Raw genomic sequence first — 14,436 nt, forward strand, 5'->3', positions numbered from 1 at the left:
GGGGACACCGGAAACGGTGTCCCCCTCGTCATGAGGACACCATGTACAAGATCTTCTTCAACCTCGTCTTCAAACGAATGGACCCCGAGAAGGCCCACTACCTGGCCTTCCGCTGGATCCGCCTCGCCGTCCGCATCCCCGTACTGCGCACGTTCGTCGCCGCCGCCCTCGCGCCCCGCCACAAGGAACTGCGCACAGAGGCCTTCGGGCTGCGGATGCACGGCCCCTTCGGGCTCGCCGCCGGCTTCGACAAGAACGCCGTCGCCATCGACGGGATGTCGATGCTCGGCTTCGACCACGTCGAGATCGGCACGGTCACGGGCGAGGCGCAGGCCGGCAACCCCAAGAAGCGGCTGTTCCGCCTCGTGAAGGACCGGGCGCTGATCAACCGCATGGGCTTCAACAACGAGGGCTCGCTGGCCGTCGCGGCTCGCCTGGCCTCCCGTACGCCCGTCTTCGGGACCGTCGTGGGCGTCAACATCGGCAAGACCAAGGTCGTCCCGGAGTCGGAGGCCGTCGGTGACTACGTGAAGTCGACCGAGCGGCTGGCGCAGTACGCCGACTATCTGGTGGTCAATGTCTCCTCGCCCAACACGCCCGGCCTGCGCAACCTGCAGGCCACCGAGGCGCTGCGGCCCCTCCTGGCCGCCGTCCGCGAGGCAGCCGACCGCACGGTGACCACCCGTCGAGTGCCGCTGCTGGTGAAGATCGCGCCGGACCTCGCCGACGAGGACGTCGACGCGGTCGCCGACCTGGCCGTCGAGCTCGGCCTGGACGGGATCATCGCCACGAACACCACCATCGCGCGCGAGGGTCTCGGTTTGAAATCCGAACCCTCACTGGTCAAGGAGGCCGGCGGTCTCTCGGGAGCACCCCTGAAGGCGCGCTCCCTGGAGGTGCTGCGGCGCCTGTACGCGCGTGTGGGCGACCGGATCACCCTCGTGGGCGTCGGGGGCATCGAGAACGCCGAGGACGCCTGGCAGCGGATCCTGGCGGGCGCCACGCTGGTCCAGGGGTACAGCGCCTTCATCTACGAGGGACCCTTCTGGGTCCGCGCCATCCACAAGGGCCTCGCCGCACGCCTCCGTACCAGCCCGTACGACACCCTCGCCGACGCGGTCGGCGCCGACGTCAGGAAGGCAAGGAAGACGGCATGAGTGCTCTGGAACCCTTTGGCGCACGTCTGCGCCGGGCCATGGACGAGCGTGGCCCCCTGTGCGTCGGCATCGACCCGCACGCCTCGCTGCTCGCCGAGTGGGGCCTGAACGACGACGTGGCCGGCCTGGAGCGGTTCAGCCGTACGGTCGTCGAGGCGATGGCCGACCGGGTCGCCGTGCTCAAGCCGCAGAGCGCGTTCTTCGAGCGGTTCGGGTCGCGTGGCATCGCCGTCCTGGAGAAGTCGGTCGAGGAGGCGCGGGACGCCGGGGCGCTGGTGCTGATGGACGCCAAGCGAGGCGACATCGGCTCGACCATGGCCGCGTACGCCGAGTCCTTCCTCCGTAAGGACTCCCCGCTGTTCTCGGACGCGCTGACCGTCTCGCCGTACCTCGGCTACGGCTCCCTGTCGCCGGCCGTGGCGCTGGCCCGGGAGAGCGGCACCGGTCTCTTCGTGCTCGCCCTGACCTCGAACCCGGAGGGCGGCGAGGTCCAGCACGCGGTCCGCGCGGACGGCCGCAATGTCGGCGCGACGATGCTCGCGCACCTGACTGCCGAGAACACGGGGGAGGAGCCCATGGGTTCCTTCGGCGCGGTCGTCGGCGCCACGCTCGGTGACCTCTCGTCGTACGACCTCGACATCAACGGTCCGCTTCTCGCGCCCGGCATCGGCGCGCAGGGTGCCACTCCGGCGGATCTTCCCCGGGTCTTCGGGGCCGCGGCGCGCAATGTCGTCCCGAACGTCAGCCGGGGCGTGCTGCGGCACGGGCCCGACGTCGTCGCGCTGCGTGACGCCGCGTCACGCTTCGCCGAAGAGGTCACGGTCGCTGTGTCGGGTGCCTGACCGCCGTCAGGGGTGTTCGACCCGCTCGCGCGAGTCCTCCGATGAGTGGCCCTGGCCGACTTGAGTCTGAATACATCCTCAAATCCGGGGCATTATGTCCTAAATGTCCGGCCTGACGGAGGCTGACCAGGACTTTTCCGCTGTTCTCGCTGACTCTGGCGGACTTGGCCGCTAGTCTCCGACGAGTGGGAGCACCTCCCACGCTCCCAAAGCAGTGGGGGAGAACGGGCAGCGTGTTGCTCGTGCCTCCCCAGGTGTGGGGCGACTAGGTTCCTCACCGGTCCGTATCCGACAGTTCAACATCCGAGGTGACGTAGGCGTGGCTCTTCCGCCCCTTACCCCTGAACAGCGCGCAGCCGCGCTCGAAAAGGCCGCCGCGGCTCGCCGGGAGCGGGCCGAGGTCAAGAATCGACTCAAGCACTCCGGCGCCTCCCTTCACGAGGTCATCAAGCAGGGCCAGGAGAACGACGTCATCGGAAAGATGAAGGTCTCCGCCCTGCTCGAGTCCCTGCCCGGCGTGGGCAAGGTCCGCGCCAAGCAGATCATGGAGCGACTCGGCATCTCCGAGAGCCGCCGCGTGCGTGGCCTCGGCTCGAACCAGATCGCATCCCTGGAGCGTGAGTTCGGCAGCACGGGCTCCTGATCCCGGCACATGGGACCGGGAGTCCCGGGCACTCCGGGATTGCTGGAATAATCGCTGCATGAGTGAACGTCCGCGGCTGACCGTGCTCTCCGGCCCCTCCGGGGTCGGCAAGAGCACGGTCGTCGCCCATATGCGCAAGGAACACCCCGAGGTCTGGCTCTCGGTGTCGGCGACGACCCGCAAGCCCCGCCCCGGCGAGCAGCACGGAGTCCACTACTTCTTCGTCACCGACGAAGAGATGGACAAGCTGATCGCCAACGGCGAGCTGCTGGAGTGGGCCGAGTTCGCCGGCAACCGCTACGGCACGCCGCGTGCGGCAGTGCTGGAGCGGCTGGAGGCGGGTGAGCCCGTTCTCCTGGAGATCGACCTTCAGGGCGCCCGGCAGGTCAGTGAGTCGATGGCCGACGCCCAGCTGGTGTTCCTGGCTCCCCCCTCCTGGGAGGAGCTCGTACGCAGGCTCACCGGACGTGGCACCGAGCCGCCCGAGGTGATCGCACGCCGCCTGGACGCGGCGAAGGTCGAGCTGGCGGCCGAGCCGGAGTTCGATGTGACCTTGGTCAACACCTCCGTCGAGGACGTGGCGCGTGAGCTGCTAGCCTTGGTGGACGTTGTGTGATCGTGACTGCTCATGCTGAGTGATCACATCGACTGATTCTTTCCCATCCATCGGAAGGTAGAGCGTGTCCTCTTCCATCTCCGCGCCCGAGGGCATCATCAACCCGCCGATCGACGAGCTCCTCGAGGCAACCGACTCGAAGTACAGCCTCGTGATCTACGCGGCCAAGCGGGCCCGCCAGATCAACGCGTACTACTCGCAGCTCGGCGAGGGCCTCCTCGAGTACGTCGGTCCGCTTGTGGACACGCACGTCCACGAGAAGCCGCTGTCGATCGCCCTGCGCGAGATCAACGCGGGTCTGCTGACGTCCGAGGCCGTCGAGGGCCCGGCGCAGTAAGTAATATCTGCAGCTTGCAGAAGGCTTTTCCACAGGCCCGGCAGCGCGTCTGCCGGGCCTGTGGTGTGTCATGGATGTCGTACGTTTTCCGAGGTCCGGGGAGAGACGGTGGACAAGCCGAAGGTCGTTCTGGGGGTCAGCGGCGGCATCGCCGCGTACAAGGCCTGCGAGCTGCTGCGCAGACTCACCGAGTCCGGACATGACGTCCGGGTCGTGCCCACCGCCTCGGCGCTGCACTTCGTCGGCGCCGCCACCTGGTCCGCCCTGTCCGGCAAGCCCGTCGCGACCGAGGTCTGGGACGACGTCCACGAGGTCCCGCACGTCCGCATCGGCCAGCAGGCCGACCTGGTGGTCGTCGCCCCGGCCACGGCCGACACGCTCGCGAAGGCCGCGCACGGCCTCGCCGACGACCTGCTGACCAACACCCTGCTCACCGCCCGCTGCCCGGTGGTCTTCGCCCCCGCCATGCACACCGAGATGTGGGAGCACGCGGCCACCCAGGAGAACGTGGCGACGCTTCGCCGGCGCGGCGCGATCGTCATCGAGCCCGCCGTCGGCCGCCTCACCGGCGTCGACACCGGCAAGGGCCGGCTGCCGGAGCCCGCGGAGATCTTCGAGGTCTGCCGCCGGGTGCTCGCCCGGGGCGTCACCGAGCCCGACCTCGCCGGACGGCACGTCGTCGTCAGCGCCGGCGGTACCCGCGAGCCCCTCGACCCGGTCCGCTTCCTCGGCAACCGCTCCTCCGGCAAGCAGGGCTACGCTCTCGCCCGCACCGCCGCCGCCCGGGGCGCCCGGGTGACGCTGATCGCCGCCAACACCGGGCTGGCCGACCCGGCGGGCGTGGACGTCGTCCAGGTCGGCACGGCCGTACAGCTGCGAGAGGCGGTCCTCAAGGCGTCCGCGGACGCCGACACGGTCGTGATGGCGGCCGCGGTCGCGGACTTCCGTCCTGCGTCGTACGCCACCGGAAAGATCAAGAAGAAGGACGACCACGAGCCGGACCCGATCGTCCTGGTGCGGAATCCGGACATCCTCGCGGAGATCTCGACCGACCGCGCCCGCCCCGGCCAGGTGATCGTCGGCTTCGCCGCCGAGACGGACGACGTGCTGGCCAACGGCCGCAAAAAGCTGGAGCGCAAGGGGTGCGACCTTCTCGTGGTGAACGAGGTGGGCGAGCGCAAGACCTTCGGCTCCGAGGAGAACGAGGCGGTCGTCCTGGGCGCCGACGGCAGCGAGACGCCCGTGCCGTACGGGCCCAAGGAAGCCCTGGCCGAAACCGTGTGGGACCTGGTGGCGCGCCGGTTGGGCACACATGGTTGATGCGCTGCGGACTTCCCTCCGCCAGCGCCCGATTCGGGTGTGGCGCCCCTGGCCAAGGGCACATGACATTGGGCAGAATGCCCGTGCCGCAGGTCACAGCCCTCCCGAGAGGCGAGACAGGGGGTCCGTGGCCGAACGCGACAGATAAACTGTCCTCGGACGACGCCGGGCGCAGCCCCCGTCCCGTCCAACAATGATCAGCCAGCAGCCGCTGCAACCCCAGGGAGCGTTGTGTCCCGTCGCCTGTTCACCTCGGAGTCTGTGACCGAGGGTCACCCCGACAAGATCGCTGACCAGATCAGCGACACCATTCTTGACGCGCTTCTGCGCGAGGACCCGTCGTCCCGGGTCGCCGTCGAAACCCTGATCACGACCGGCCTGGTGCACGTGGCCGGAGAGGTCACGACCAAGACGTACGCGGACATCGCGACGCTGGTCCGCAACAAGGTCCTCGAGATCGGCTACGACTCCTCGAAGAAGGGCTTCGACGGCGCCTCCTGCGGCATCTCGGTCTCGATCGGCTCACAGTCGCCGGACATCGCGCAGGGCGTCGACACGGCGTACGAGTCCCGTGTCGAGGGCGACGAGGACGAGCTGGACCGCCAGGGCGCCGGCGACCAGGGCCTGATGTTCGGCTACGCGACGGACGAGACGCCCACGCTGATGCCGCTGCCCATCTTCCTGGCGCACCGCCTGTCCAAGCGCCTCTCCGAGGTCCGCAAGAACGGCACGATCCCCTACCTGCGCCCGGACGGCAAGACGCAGGTCACCATCGAGTACGACGGCGACAAGGCGGTCCGTCTGGACACCGTGGTCGTCTCCTCGCAGCACGCGAGCGACATCGACCTGGACTCCCTCCTCGCGCCCGACATCCGGGAGTTCGTGGTCGAGCCCGAGCTGAAGGCCCTGCTCGACGACGGCATCAAGCTCGACACCGAGAACTACCGCCTTCTGGTGAACCCCACCGGCCGCTTCGAGATCGGCGGCCCGATGGGTGACGCGGGTCTGACCGGCCGGAAGATCATCATCGACACGTACGGCGGCATGGCCCGCCACGGTGGCGGCGCGTTCTCCGGCAAGGACCCGTCCAAGGTGGACCGCTCGGCGGCGTACGCGATGCGCTGGGTCGCCAAGAACGTGGTCGCTGCCGGCCTGGCCTCCCGCTGCGAGGTGCAGGTGGCGTACGCGATCGGCAAGGCCGAGCCCGTCGGTCTCTTCGTCGAGACCTTCGGCACGGCCAAGATCGAGACCGAGAAGATCGAGAAGGCCATCGACGCGGTCTTCGACCTGCGTCCGGCCGCGATCATCCGCGACCTGGACCTGCTCCGCCCGATCTACGCCCAGACCGCCGCCTACGGCCACTTCGGCCGTGAGCTGCCGGAGTTCACCTGGGAGCGGACGGACCGGGTGGACGCGCTGCGCAAGGCAGTGGGTCTGTAAGGTCCGGCTCCACGGGTTTGTTCGAGGCCCGGCGTCCCTGGTGGGGCGCCGGGCCTCGGTGTACCCGCGCTCGTGGGGGAACTCGGGCTCCGGCGGTTGTCAGTGGCGTTTGGTAGGAATGCAGGCGTGAGCAGCGAGAACGAGACCGGTGACGGCGGGGCCGAGGGGGCGTCGCCCGAGCAGCTCGCGCTCATCCGGGACACCGTGCGCAAGGCGCAGGTCCCGAGGGCCAAGCCGCGGACCTGGCGAGGGGCCGCGCTGGCCAGGGAACTGCCCGTGGCGCGGGTGCTGGTCGACAAGGGTGTGCTGCATCTCGATCGGTACTTCGACTACGCCGTGCCGGAGGAGCTGGACGCCGACGCGCAGCCCGGGGTCCGGGTGCGGGTGCGGTTCGGAGCCGGGCGGCACCGGGTGCGTGAGGGGCGGCGTGAGGGCGGGGGGCTCATCGACGGCTTCCTCGTCGAGCGGCTTGCCGAGTCCGACTACTCCGGGCCGCTGGCGGCACTCGCGCAGGTCGTCTCGCCTGAGCGGGTGCTGAGCGAGGAACTGCTCGGGCTCGCGCGGGCCGTGGCCGACCGGTATGCCGGAGGGCTCGCCGATGTGCTGCAGCTGGCCGTGCCGCCGCGCAGTGCGCGGGCCGAGCAGCGGCCCTCACCGGAGCCGCTCCCGCCGCCTGACAGGCCCGAGGCGGGGTCCTGGGGGCGGTACGAGCGAGGGGCCGCGTTCCTGGAGTCCCTGGCCTCCGGGGGCGCGCCGCGTGCCGTGTGGAACGCTCTGCCCGGCCCCGAGTGGAGCGAGGAGTTGGCCCGGGCCGTCGCGGCGACGCTCGCCTCCGGGCGCGGGGCGCTCGTCGTGGTGCCGGACGGGCGAGCTGTTGCCCGGGTCGACGCTGCCCTGACCTCGCTGATGGGCGAGGGCCGGCATGCGGTGCTGACCGCCGATGCCGGGCCCGAGAAGCGGTACCGGGAGTGGCTGGCCGTGCGGCGCGGGAGCGTCAGGGCGGTCGTGGGGACGCGGGCCGCCATGTTCGCGCCCGTGCAGGACCTCGGGCTGGTCGCCCTCTGGGACGACGGCGACGACAGCCACAGCGAGCAGCACGCCCCGCAGCCTCATGCGCGTGAAGTGCTGTTGCTCCGGGCCGCGCAGGACAAGTGCGGTTTTCTGCTGGGGAGTTGGAGCTGCACGGTCGAGGCCGCCCAGCTCGTGGAGAGCGGCTGGGCCCGGCCGCTGGTCGCCACCCGGGAGCAGGTGCGGGGCGTGGCTCCGCTCGTACGGACCGTGGGGGACGGGGATCTCGCGCGGGACGAGGCCGCTCGGGCCGCTCGGCTGCCCACGCTCGCCTGGCAGGCGGTGCGGGAGGGGCTGCGGCAGGGGCCGGTCCTCGTGCAGGTGCCGCGGCGCGGGTACGTGCCGCGGATGGCCTGCGCCAACTGCCGGGCTCCCGCCCGGTGCCGGCACTGCGCCGGGCCGCTGGAGGCGCAGGGCTCCGGGGCCGAGCTGCGGTGTGGGTGGTGCGGGCGTGACGAAGGGGCCTGGCACTGTCCGGAGTGCGGTGCGTTCCGGCTGCGGGCTCAGGTGGTGGGGGCGCGGCGGACCGCCGAGGAGCTGGGGCGGGCCTTTCCCGCGGTGCCGGTGCGGACCTCCGGGCGTGAGCATGTGCTGGACACCGTGCCGGGCACGCCCTCGCTGGTCGTGAGCACGCCGGGGGCGGAGCCCGTCGCCGAGGGCGGGTATGCGGCGGCGCTGCTGCTGGACGGCTGGGCCATGCTCGGGCGCCCTGATCTGCGGGCGGGGGAGGACGCACTGCGGCGGTGGGTTGCCGCCGCTGCGCTGGTACGGCCGCAGGGCGCCGGGGGGACCGTGGTCGTGGTCGCCGAGCCCACGCTGCGGCCCGTGCAGGCACTGGTGCGGTGGGACCCCGTCGGGCATGCGGTGCGGGAACTCGGCGAGCGGGCCGAGCTGGGGTTTCCGCCGGTGTCCCGGATGGCCTCCGTGGCCGGGCCGGGAGAGGCGGTGGCCGAGTTCCTCCGGACCGCCGAACTGCCGCCGGAGGCCGAGGTGTTGGGTCCCGTGCCGGTGCCCGTCACCGCGGTTGGGCGCCCGCGGCGCGTAGGGGGTCCCCCGCCCGGGGAGCACTGGGACCGGGTGCTGATCCGGGTTCCGCCGGGAAGCGGGGCGGCGTTGGCGTCCGCGCTGAAGGCCGCGCAGGCGGCGCGGATGGCGCGCGGGGCTGGGGAGATTGCGGTGCGGGTGCGGATCGATCCGCCTGATATCGGGTGACGTTGGTGCTGCCTGGTGCTGCCTGGTGCTGCCTGGTGCTGCCTGGTGCTTAGCGGTGCCGTGCAGGGCTTGGTCAGGCTGGGCAGGAATGCCTCTGCCCTCCCTAGTGCGCATCGGGAGGGCAGAGCGAGGTGGGGGCAGCCGCGGTGTCAGCCGTTGCGAGGGCCGGGGAACACCGTGGGCCTGGCCTCGTCGCGCAGGCCGGGGCTGCCTGCCGTCGGCTGCGTCGGCATGGAACGGGCCGCGGGAACCGTCGGCACCGGGGGGAGAGCGGTGGTGACATTCACCGTCCGGCTGCCCGCCGGCTCGGTCGTCCGCTCGGCCTCGGCCGCCGCCTGGGTGGCGGCGCGGCGCGCGCCGTAGCGTCGGTGGACCGCCTGCTTGGTGACGCCGAGGGCGGAACCCACCGCGTCCCACGAGAAGCCGAGTGAGCGGTCGAAGTCCACGGCTGCCGTGACCAGGGTTTCGACGCTGTCCCGCAGCTCCTGGGCGAGACGGACCGTCGGGGCGGGGGCGCGTCCGTAGACGACGAAGCCCGTGGAGGGGCCGGAGCGGCGCGGGCGGTAGACGTTGCCCAGTTGGGCGGTGAGCGTGCGCAGTGCGTCCACCTGCCGGCGGACCCGCTCGATGTCCCGCACCAGCAAGTGCAGGCTGGCCCGAGCCTGGGCGTCGTGGGTTGCGTGGTCGGCCATGAACAAGCCTCTCGAACCGGCGTTGAAAAGGAAGGGGCCGCGGATACGGCGGGTGCGGCCCGTTGTGGTCAACTCTTTCTTGACCAACGCGGGAGCGGTCCGCGGGTCACGCAGTGGGGGCGTATGGGCATATGCCTACGCCCCTGGGTGGGGGTACGCGCCTCGATGTCCGGACCTCCGGCCCTGGGTGCCTGCCCGTCCCTCCCGGCCGTGGTGAATTCCTTCGTGGTGCCGCCGACGTGAGCCCTCCTCGCACCCGCACATAGACTTGTGTGTTGCCCCAACCAACCTCGTCCGAGAGGCCCGTGCCCACCCATGAAGCTTGTCTTCGCCGGTACCCCCGAGGTCGCCGTTCCCGCTCTGGACGCTCTGATCGCCTCCGGGCGGCACGAGGTGGCCGCCGTCGTGACGCGGCCCGACGCGCACGCCGGTCGGGGACGCAGGATGGTGGCGAGCCCGGTGGCCGAGCGGGCCGAGGAGGCGGGCATCGAGGTGCTCAAGCCCGTCAAGCCGCGCGACCCCGAGTTCCTGGAGCGGCTCCGGGAGATCGCACCCGACTGCTGCCCCGTCGTCGCCTACGGCGCCCTGCTGCCGCGCGTCGCCCTCGACATCCCGGCCCACGGCTGGGTCAACCTGCACTTCTCGCTGCTGCCGGCCTGGCGCGGGGCCGCGCCGGTGCAGCACTCCATCATGGCCGGCGACGAGATCACCGGGGCCTCCACCTTCCTGATCGAGGAGGGGCTCGACTCCGGGCCGGTCTACGGCACCGTGACCGAGGAGATCCGGACCACCGACACCAGCGGCGACCTGCTGACCCGGCTGGCCTTCGCGGGCTCCGGGCTGCTCGCGGCGACCATGGACGGGATCGAGGACGGCACGCTGAAGGCCGTACCGCAGCCTGCCGACGGGGTCACCCTCGCTCCCAAGGTCAACGTCGAGGACGCCCACATCGACTGGGCCGCTCCCTCCCTGCGCGTCGACCGCGTCGTGCGCGGGTGCACTCCCGCGCCGGGTGCCTGGACCACCTTCCGCGGCGAGCGGCTCAAGCTCATCCAGGTGCAGCCGGTGCCCGGGCGGGACGATCTCGCGCCCGGTGCGCTCTCCGTCGGCAAGAACAACGTGTACGTCGGGACCGGGTCGTACGCCGTCGAGCTGCTGTGGGTGCAGGCTCAGGGCAAGAAGCCGATGCGGGCCGCGGACTGGGCGCGGGGCGTGCGGATCGGGGACGGGGAGAGCGTCGGGGCGTAACCGGCCCTACGCCGGGCCGGCGGTGCGACGTAGGCTGGTCGGTACATCTCATCCAGCAATCCGGAGCACCTTTTTCGTGAGCGACACCTCCCGTCGGCCCCGCAAACCCGGCAAGCCCTACCGACGGCCCAAGAAAGACCCCGTCCGCGTCCTCGCCTTCGAGGCACTGCGCGCCGTGGACGAGCGGGACGCGTACGCCAACCTCGTACTGCCGCCGCTGCTGCGCAAGGCGCGCGAGCAGGGCGACTTCGACGGGCGGGACGCCGCGCTCGCGACCGAGCTGGTGTACGGGACGCTGCGGCGGCAGGGGACGTACGACGCCGTGATCGCCGCCTGTGTGGACCGGCCGCTGCGCGAGGTCGACCCGCCCGTGCTCGATGTGCTCAGCCTGGGCGTGCATCAGCTGCTGGGGACGCGGATTCCCACGCATGCGGCCGTGTCGGCGTCCGTCGAGCTCGCCCGGGTCGTCCTCGGTGACGGGCGCGCGAAGTTCGTGAACGCCGTCCTGCGGAAGGTCGCGCAGGACGACCTCGACGGGTGGATCCAGCGGGTCGCGCCGCCGTACGACGACGATCCCGAGGAACACCTCGCCGTCGTGCACTCGCATCCGCGGTGGGTCGTCTCGGCGCTGTGGGACTCGCTCGGTGGCGGGCGGGCCGGGATCGAGCGGTTGCTGGAGGCCGACAACGAGCGGCCCGAGGTGACGCTTGTCGCGCGGCCGGGGCGGGCCACGACCGAGGAACTCCTCGGTGAGGAGGCCGCGGTGCCGGGGCGTTGGTCGCCCTATGCCGTGCGGCTGGCCGAGGGCGGGGAGCCGGGGGCCATCGAGGCCGTGCGGGAAGGCCGGGCGGGGGTGCAGGACGAGGGATCTCAGCTCGTTGCGCTTGCCCTGGCCAACGCGCCGTTGGAAGGGCCCGACGAGAAGTGGCTCGACGGGTGTGCCGGGCCCGGGGGCAAGGCGGCGCTGCTCGGGGCGTTGGCCGCCGAGCGAGGGGCCACGCTGCTGGCCTCCGAGAAGCAGCCGCATCGCGCCGGGCTCGTGGCCAAGGCGCTTGCCGGGAATCCTGGGCCGTATCAGGTCATCGCCGCCGATGGGACGCGGCCGGCCTGGCGGGCGGGGAGCTTCGACCGGGTGCTGGTGGATGTGCCGTGTACGGGGCTGGGGGCGTTGCGGCGGCGGCCGGAGGCTCGGTGGCGGCGACGGGTGGAGGACCTGGAGGGGTTTGCGCCGCTGCAGCGGGGGTTGCTGCGGGCGGCGTTGGACTCCGTGCGGGTGGGGGGTGTCGTCGGGTACGCCACGTGTTCGCCGCATCTTGCCGAGACTCGGGCTGTCGTGGACGACGTGCTGAAGCACGGGGGCGGGGGCGAACTGGTCGATGCGCGGCCCTTGCTGCCGGGGGTGCCGGAGTTGGGGGAGGGGCCTGATGTGCAGTTGTGGCCTCATGTGCATGGGACCGATGCGATGTATCTGGCGCTGATTCGGCGGGTGTGATGCGTCCCCGCCGCCCCTGACCCTTCCCGTCCTTGAAGGGGCTCTGTCCCTTCCACCCCGATCCCTGGGGCCTGCCGCCCCCAGACCCCCGCTGTCGGCCTGAACGGCCTCGTCCTCAAACGCCGGACGGGCTGAATTACCAGGACCGGCGTTGCAAGGGGCCGCTGTACGCACCCCCCGCTCAGCGGCCCCTCCCCGCCACGCCTTCCTCCGGCTCCCGTACCGCCGGAGCGCCCCCGTCCTCACGTGCCAGGCGGTGTGGCCACCACACCTTGGGGCCGACGTCCAGGAACAGGGACGTCACCAGGACCGAGCGGACGATGAAGGTGTCCAGGAGTACGCCCAGGGCCACCGCGAAGCCGATTTCGGCGAAGGCGACCATGGGGAGGGTGCCCAGGGCTGCGAATGTGCCGGCGAGGACCAGGCCGGCCGAGGTGATGACGGCGCCTGTGGCGGCGAGGCCGGTGATCACGCCGGGGCGGGTGCCCTGGTGGGTTGCCTCCTCGCGGATGCGGGTGGTGAGGAAGATGTTGTAGTCGATGCCGAGCGCCACCAGGAAGACGAAGACGAACAGCGGGAAGTCGGTCGACTCCCCGGCGTAGTCGAAGATGTGGCGGAAGGTGAGCGCGCTGAGGCCCAGGGCTGCCGCGAAGGACAGGATCACCGTGCCGATCAGCAGGAGCGGGGCGATCAGGGCGCGCAGCAGGGCACAGAGGATCAGGAGCACGACCAGCAGGACCAGCGGGATGATCAGGATGTTGTCGTGCGTCGTCGCCTTGTCCATGTCCAGGAGGGCCGCCGTACCGCCGCCCACTTGGGCGTCGGCGTCCGGCACCGCGTGGACGGCGTCGCGGACCCGCTCGACGGTCTGTTTCGCGGCCTCGCTGTCGGCGGGAGCGGTCATCGTCGCTTCGAAGAGGACCTTGCCTTCGAACGACGGTTTTGTGCCTGGTGGCAGGCCCAGTGAGGTCGGGACGACGCCCTGTGTCTCCGCCACCGCGCGGCCCACCTCCACGGCCTGGGCCTGGTTGCTGACGATGACCAGCGGGTCGCCGCTGCCGGCCGGGAAGTAGCGCGCCGAGATCTCCTGGCCGGTGATCGAGTCCGGCTTGTCGGTGAATGCGTCGGCGTTGCTCAGCCCCTCGGCGCGCAGTTGGATCAGGCCGAGGGAGCAGACCGCGAGGGCGATCCCCGTGACGACCCAGACCATGCGCGGGCGATGGGCGATACGGCGGCCCATGCGGGCCCAGATGCCCCGCTTGTCCGGGTTCTCGGTGCCCAGGTGCGGGATCACCGGCCAGAAGATCCAGCGGCCGAAGATCACCAGGAGCGCGGGGAACAGGGACATCATCGCGAGCAGGGCCACCGCCACGCCGATCGCGGCCACCGGGCCGAGGCCTCTCGTGGAGTTCATCTCCGCCGCCAGCAGCACCAGCATGCTCAGCACGACGGTCGCACCGGACGCGATCACCGCCGGGCCGGCGCGGTGCAGGGCAAGGGCCATCGCCTCGTGGCGGTCCTCGTGACGGCGCAGTTCCTCCCGGTAGCGGGCGACGAGCAGGAGTGCGTAGTCCGTGCCCGCGCCGAACACCAGGACCGTGAGGATGCCCGCGCTCTGCCCGTTGACGGTCAGGCCCGCGTGTTCCGCCAGGAGATAGATCAGGGCCTGCGCGGTGAACAGGGCGACGATCACGGCGATGAGAGGGACCAGGAGCAGGGTGGGACTGCGGTAGGTGAGCAGGAGCATGACGATGACGACCACCATCGCCGAGAACAGCAGCGTGGAGTCGATGCCCTCGAAGGCCTCGGAGAAGTCCGCGGAAGTGCCGCCCGGGCCCGTGATGTGCACCGACAGCCCGCCGCCGCCCTCCCCGACGACGTCCTTGATGGAGTCCACGGCGGGTGCGATGCGCTCCCAGCCCTTCTCGTCCATCGTGATCGGGACCTGGACCTGGGCCGCGCGCGGGTCCAGCTCGCGGTCGAAGACCGGGCCCCGGGTCTCGGCGCCGCGGATGCCGTGGTCGGTGAGCTGCTTGAGCTGCGCCACGTCCTCGGTGATCGCCGCACGGTCCTGTGCCGTCAGGCCGCCGTCGCGGGCATAGATGACGACCGCCGGGATCTGCTCCGGCCTGAAGTCCTCGGAGATCTCCAGGACTTGGGTGGATTCGGCGGACCCGGGCAGCCAGGAGGCAGCGTCGTTGTCCTGCGCGTCGGTCAGCTTCTGCGCGAACGGTGCTGTCAGGAACAGCACCGCCAGCCACAGAACGAGCACCACCCACTTGGCGCGTCGCCCGCAGACCAGATGGGCGACGCCCCGCTGTCCCGAAGGGGACTGCCCCTTCTCCTGGGTCTGAGTCATGGCCACCCCC

The 14,436-nt window shown here is 71.2% G+C and carries 12 protein-coding genes; 10 read left to right on the plus strand and 2 right to left on the minus strand.

Going from position 1 to position 14,436, the window contains the following annotated elements; translation table 11 throughout:
• Positions 1-41 precede the first annotated feature (41 nt).
• From ACZ7M7_RS26285 to ACZ7M7_RS26320, 8 genes are all read left to right on the plus strand, one after another.
• Positions 42-1,157, plus strand: a complete 1,116-nt coding sequence (locus ACZ7M7_RS26285; protein ID WP_472120656.1) for a quinone-dependent dihydroorotate dehydrogenase — start codon at positions 42-44, stop codon at positions 1,155-1,157.
• On the plus strand, positions 1,154-1,999 hold the full coding sequence (gene pyrF, locus ACZ7M7_RS26290; RefSeq protein WP_472120658.1) for an orotidine-5'-phosphate decarboxylase: 846 nt from the start codon (positions 1,154-1,156) through the stop codon (positions 1,997-1,999). The genes ACZ7M7_RS26285 and pyrF overlap by 4 nt, the downstream gene beginning before the upstream one ends.
• Before the next feature lie 319 nt (positions 2,000-2,318).
• A complete protein-coding gene (locus ACZ7M7_RS26295; protein ID WP_003977346.1) occupies positions 2,319-2,642 on the plus strand; it encodes an integration host factor in 324 nt (107 codons plus the stop codon).
• On the plus strand, positions 2,617-3,258 hold the full coding sequence (gene gmk / locus ACZ7M7_RS26300; protein ID WP_472120660.1) for a guanylate kinase: 642 nt from the start codon (positions 2,617-2,619) through the stop codon (positions 3,256-3,258). The genes ACZ7M7_RS26295 and gmk overlap by 26 nt, the downstream gene beginning before the upstream one ends.
• Before the next feature lie 64 nt (positions 3,259-3,322).
• Positions 3,323-3,595: a DNA-directed RNA polymerase subunit omega gene (rpoZ, locus tag ACZ7M7_RS26305; RefSeq protein WP_003988945.1), complete on the plus strand. Its 273-nt coding sequence runs from the start codon at positions 3,323-3,325 to the stop codon at positions 3,593-3,595.
• Between the two features lie 108 nt (positions 3,596-3,703).
• The gene (gene coaBC, locus ACZ7M7_RS26310; protein ID WP_472120662.1) at positions 3,704-4,915 is read left to right on the plus strand and encodes a bifunctional phosphopantothenoylcysteine decarboxylase/phosphopantothenate--cysteine ligase CoaBC; all 1,212 of its coding nucleotides are present in this window, start codon (positions 3,704-3,706) and stop codon (positions 4,913-4,915) included.
• A 231-nt stretch (positions 4,916-5,146) separates the two neighbouring features.
• Complete coding sequence (gene metK / locus ACZ7M7_RS26315; protein ID WP_383607932.1) at positions 5,147-6,355, plus strand: methionine adenosyltransferase; 1,209 nt, start codon at positions 5,147-5,149, stop codon at positions 6,353-6,355.
• 126 nt (positions 6,356-6,481) lie between these two features.
• Positions 6,482-8,635, plus strand: coding sequence for a primosomal protein N' (locus ACZ7M7_RS26320; protein ID WP_472120665.1), 2,154 nt, complete (start codon positions 6,482-6,484; stop codon positions 8,633-8,635).
• A 149-nt stretch (positions 8,636-8,784) separates the two neighbouring features.
• Here ACZ7M7_RS26320 and ACZ7M7_RS26325 read toward each other — a convergent pair whose 3' ends face one another.
• Positions 8,785-9,327, minus strand: coding sequence for a hypothetical protein (locus ACZ7M7_RS26325; RefSeq protein WP_363041129.1), 543 nt, complete (start codon positions 9,325-9,327; stop codon positions 8,785-8,787).
• Between the two features lie 315 nt (positions 9,328-9,642).
• Between ACZ7M7_RS26325 and fmt the strand changes: the two genes are divergently transcribed.
• Both fmt and ACZ7M7_RS26335 read left to right on the plus strand, forming a co-directional pair.
• Positions 9,643-10,575 (plus strand): methionyl-tRNA formyltransferase, encoded by a 933-nt coding sequence (fmt, locus tag ACZ7M7_RS26330; RefSeq protein WP_383607936.1) that lies wholly within the window; start codon positions 9,643-9,645, stop codon positions 10,573-10,575.
• A 76-nt stretch (positions 10,576-10,651) separates the two neighbouring features.
• Complete coding sequence (locus ACZ7M7_RS26335; RefSeq protein ID WP_472120668.1) at positions 10,652-12,067, plus strand: RsmB/NOP family class I SAM-dependent RNA methyltransferase; 1,416 nt, start codon at positions 10,652-10,654, stop codon at positions 12,065-12,067.
• Between the two features lie 181 nt (positions 12,068-12,248).
• Here ACZ7M7_RS26335 and ACZ7M7_RS26340 read toward each other — a convergent pair whose 3' ends face one another.
• Positions 12,249-14,426: an MMPL family transporter gene (locus tag ACZ7M7_RS26340; RefSeq protein ID WP_472120670.1), complete on the minus strand. Its 2,178-nt coding sequence runs from the start codon at positions 14,424-14,426 to the stop codon at positions 12,249-12,251.
• Positions 14,427-14,436 lie beyond the last annotated feature (10 nt).

The sequence above is a fragment of the Streptomyces sp. NPDC111606 genome, assembly GCF_055656945.1.

Excerpts from the sequence above, each read along its gene's own strand:
- ACZ7M7_RS26285 (WP_472120656.1), top strand. The coding sequence starts at position 42 with ATGTACAAGATCTTCTTCAACCTCGTCTTCAAACGAATGGACCCCGAG.
- pyrF (WP_472120658.1), top strand. The coding sequence starts at position 1,154 with ATGAGTGCTCTGGAACCCTTTGGCGCACGTCTGCGCCGGGCCATGGAC.
- ACZ7M7_RS26325 (WP_363041129.1), bottom strand. The coding sequence starts at position 9,327 with ATGGCCGACCACGCAACCCACGACGCCCAGGCTCGGGCCAGCCTGCAC.
- fmt (WP_383607936.1), top strand. The coding sequence starts at position 9,643 with ATGAAGCTTGTCTTCGCCGGTACCCCCGAGGTCGCCGTTCCCGCTCTG.
- ACZ7M7_RS26340 (WP_472120670.1), bottom strand. The coding sequence starts at position 14,426 with ATGACTCAGACCCAGGAGAAGGGGCAGTCCCCTTCGGGACAGCGGGGC.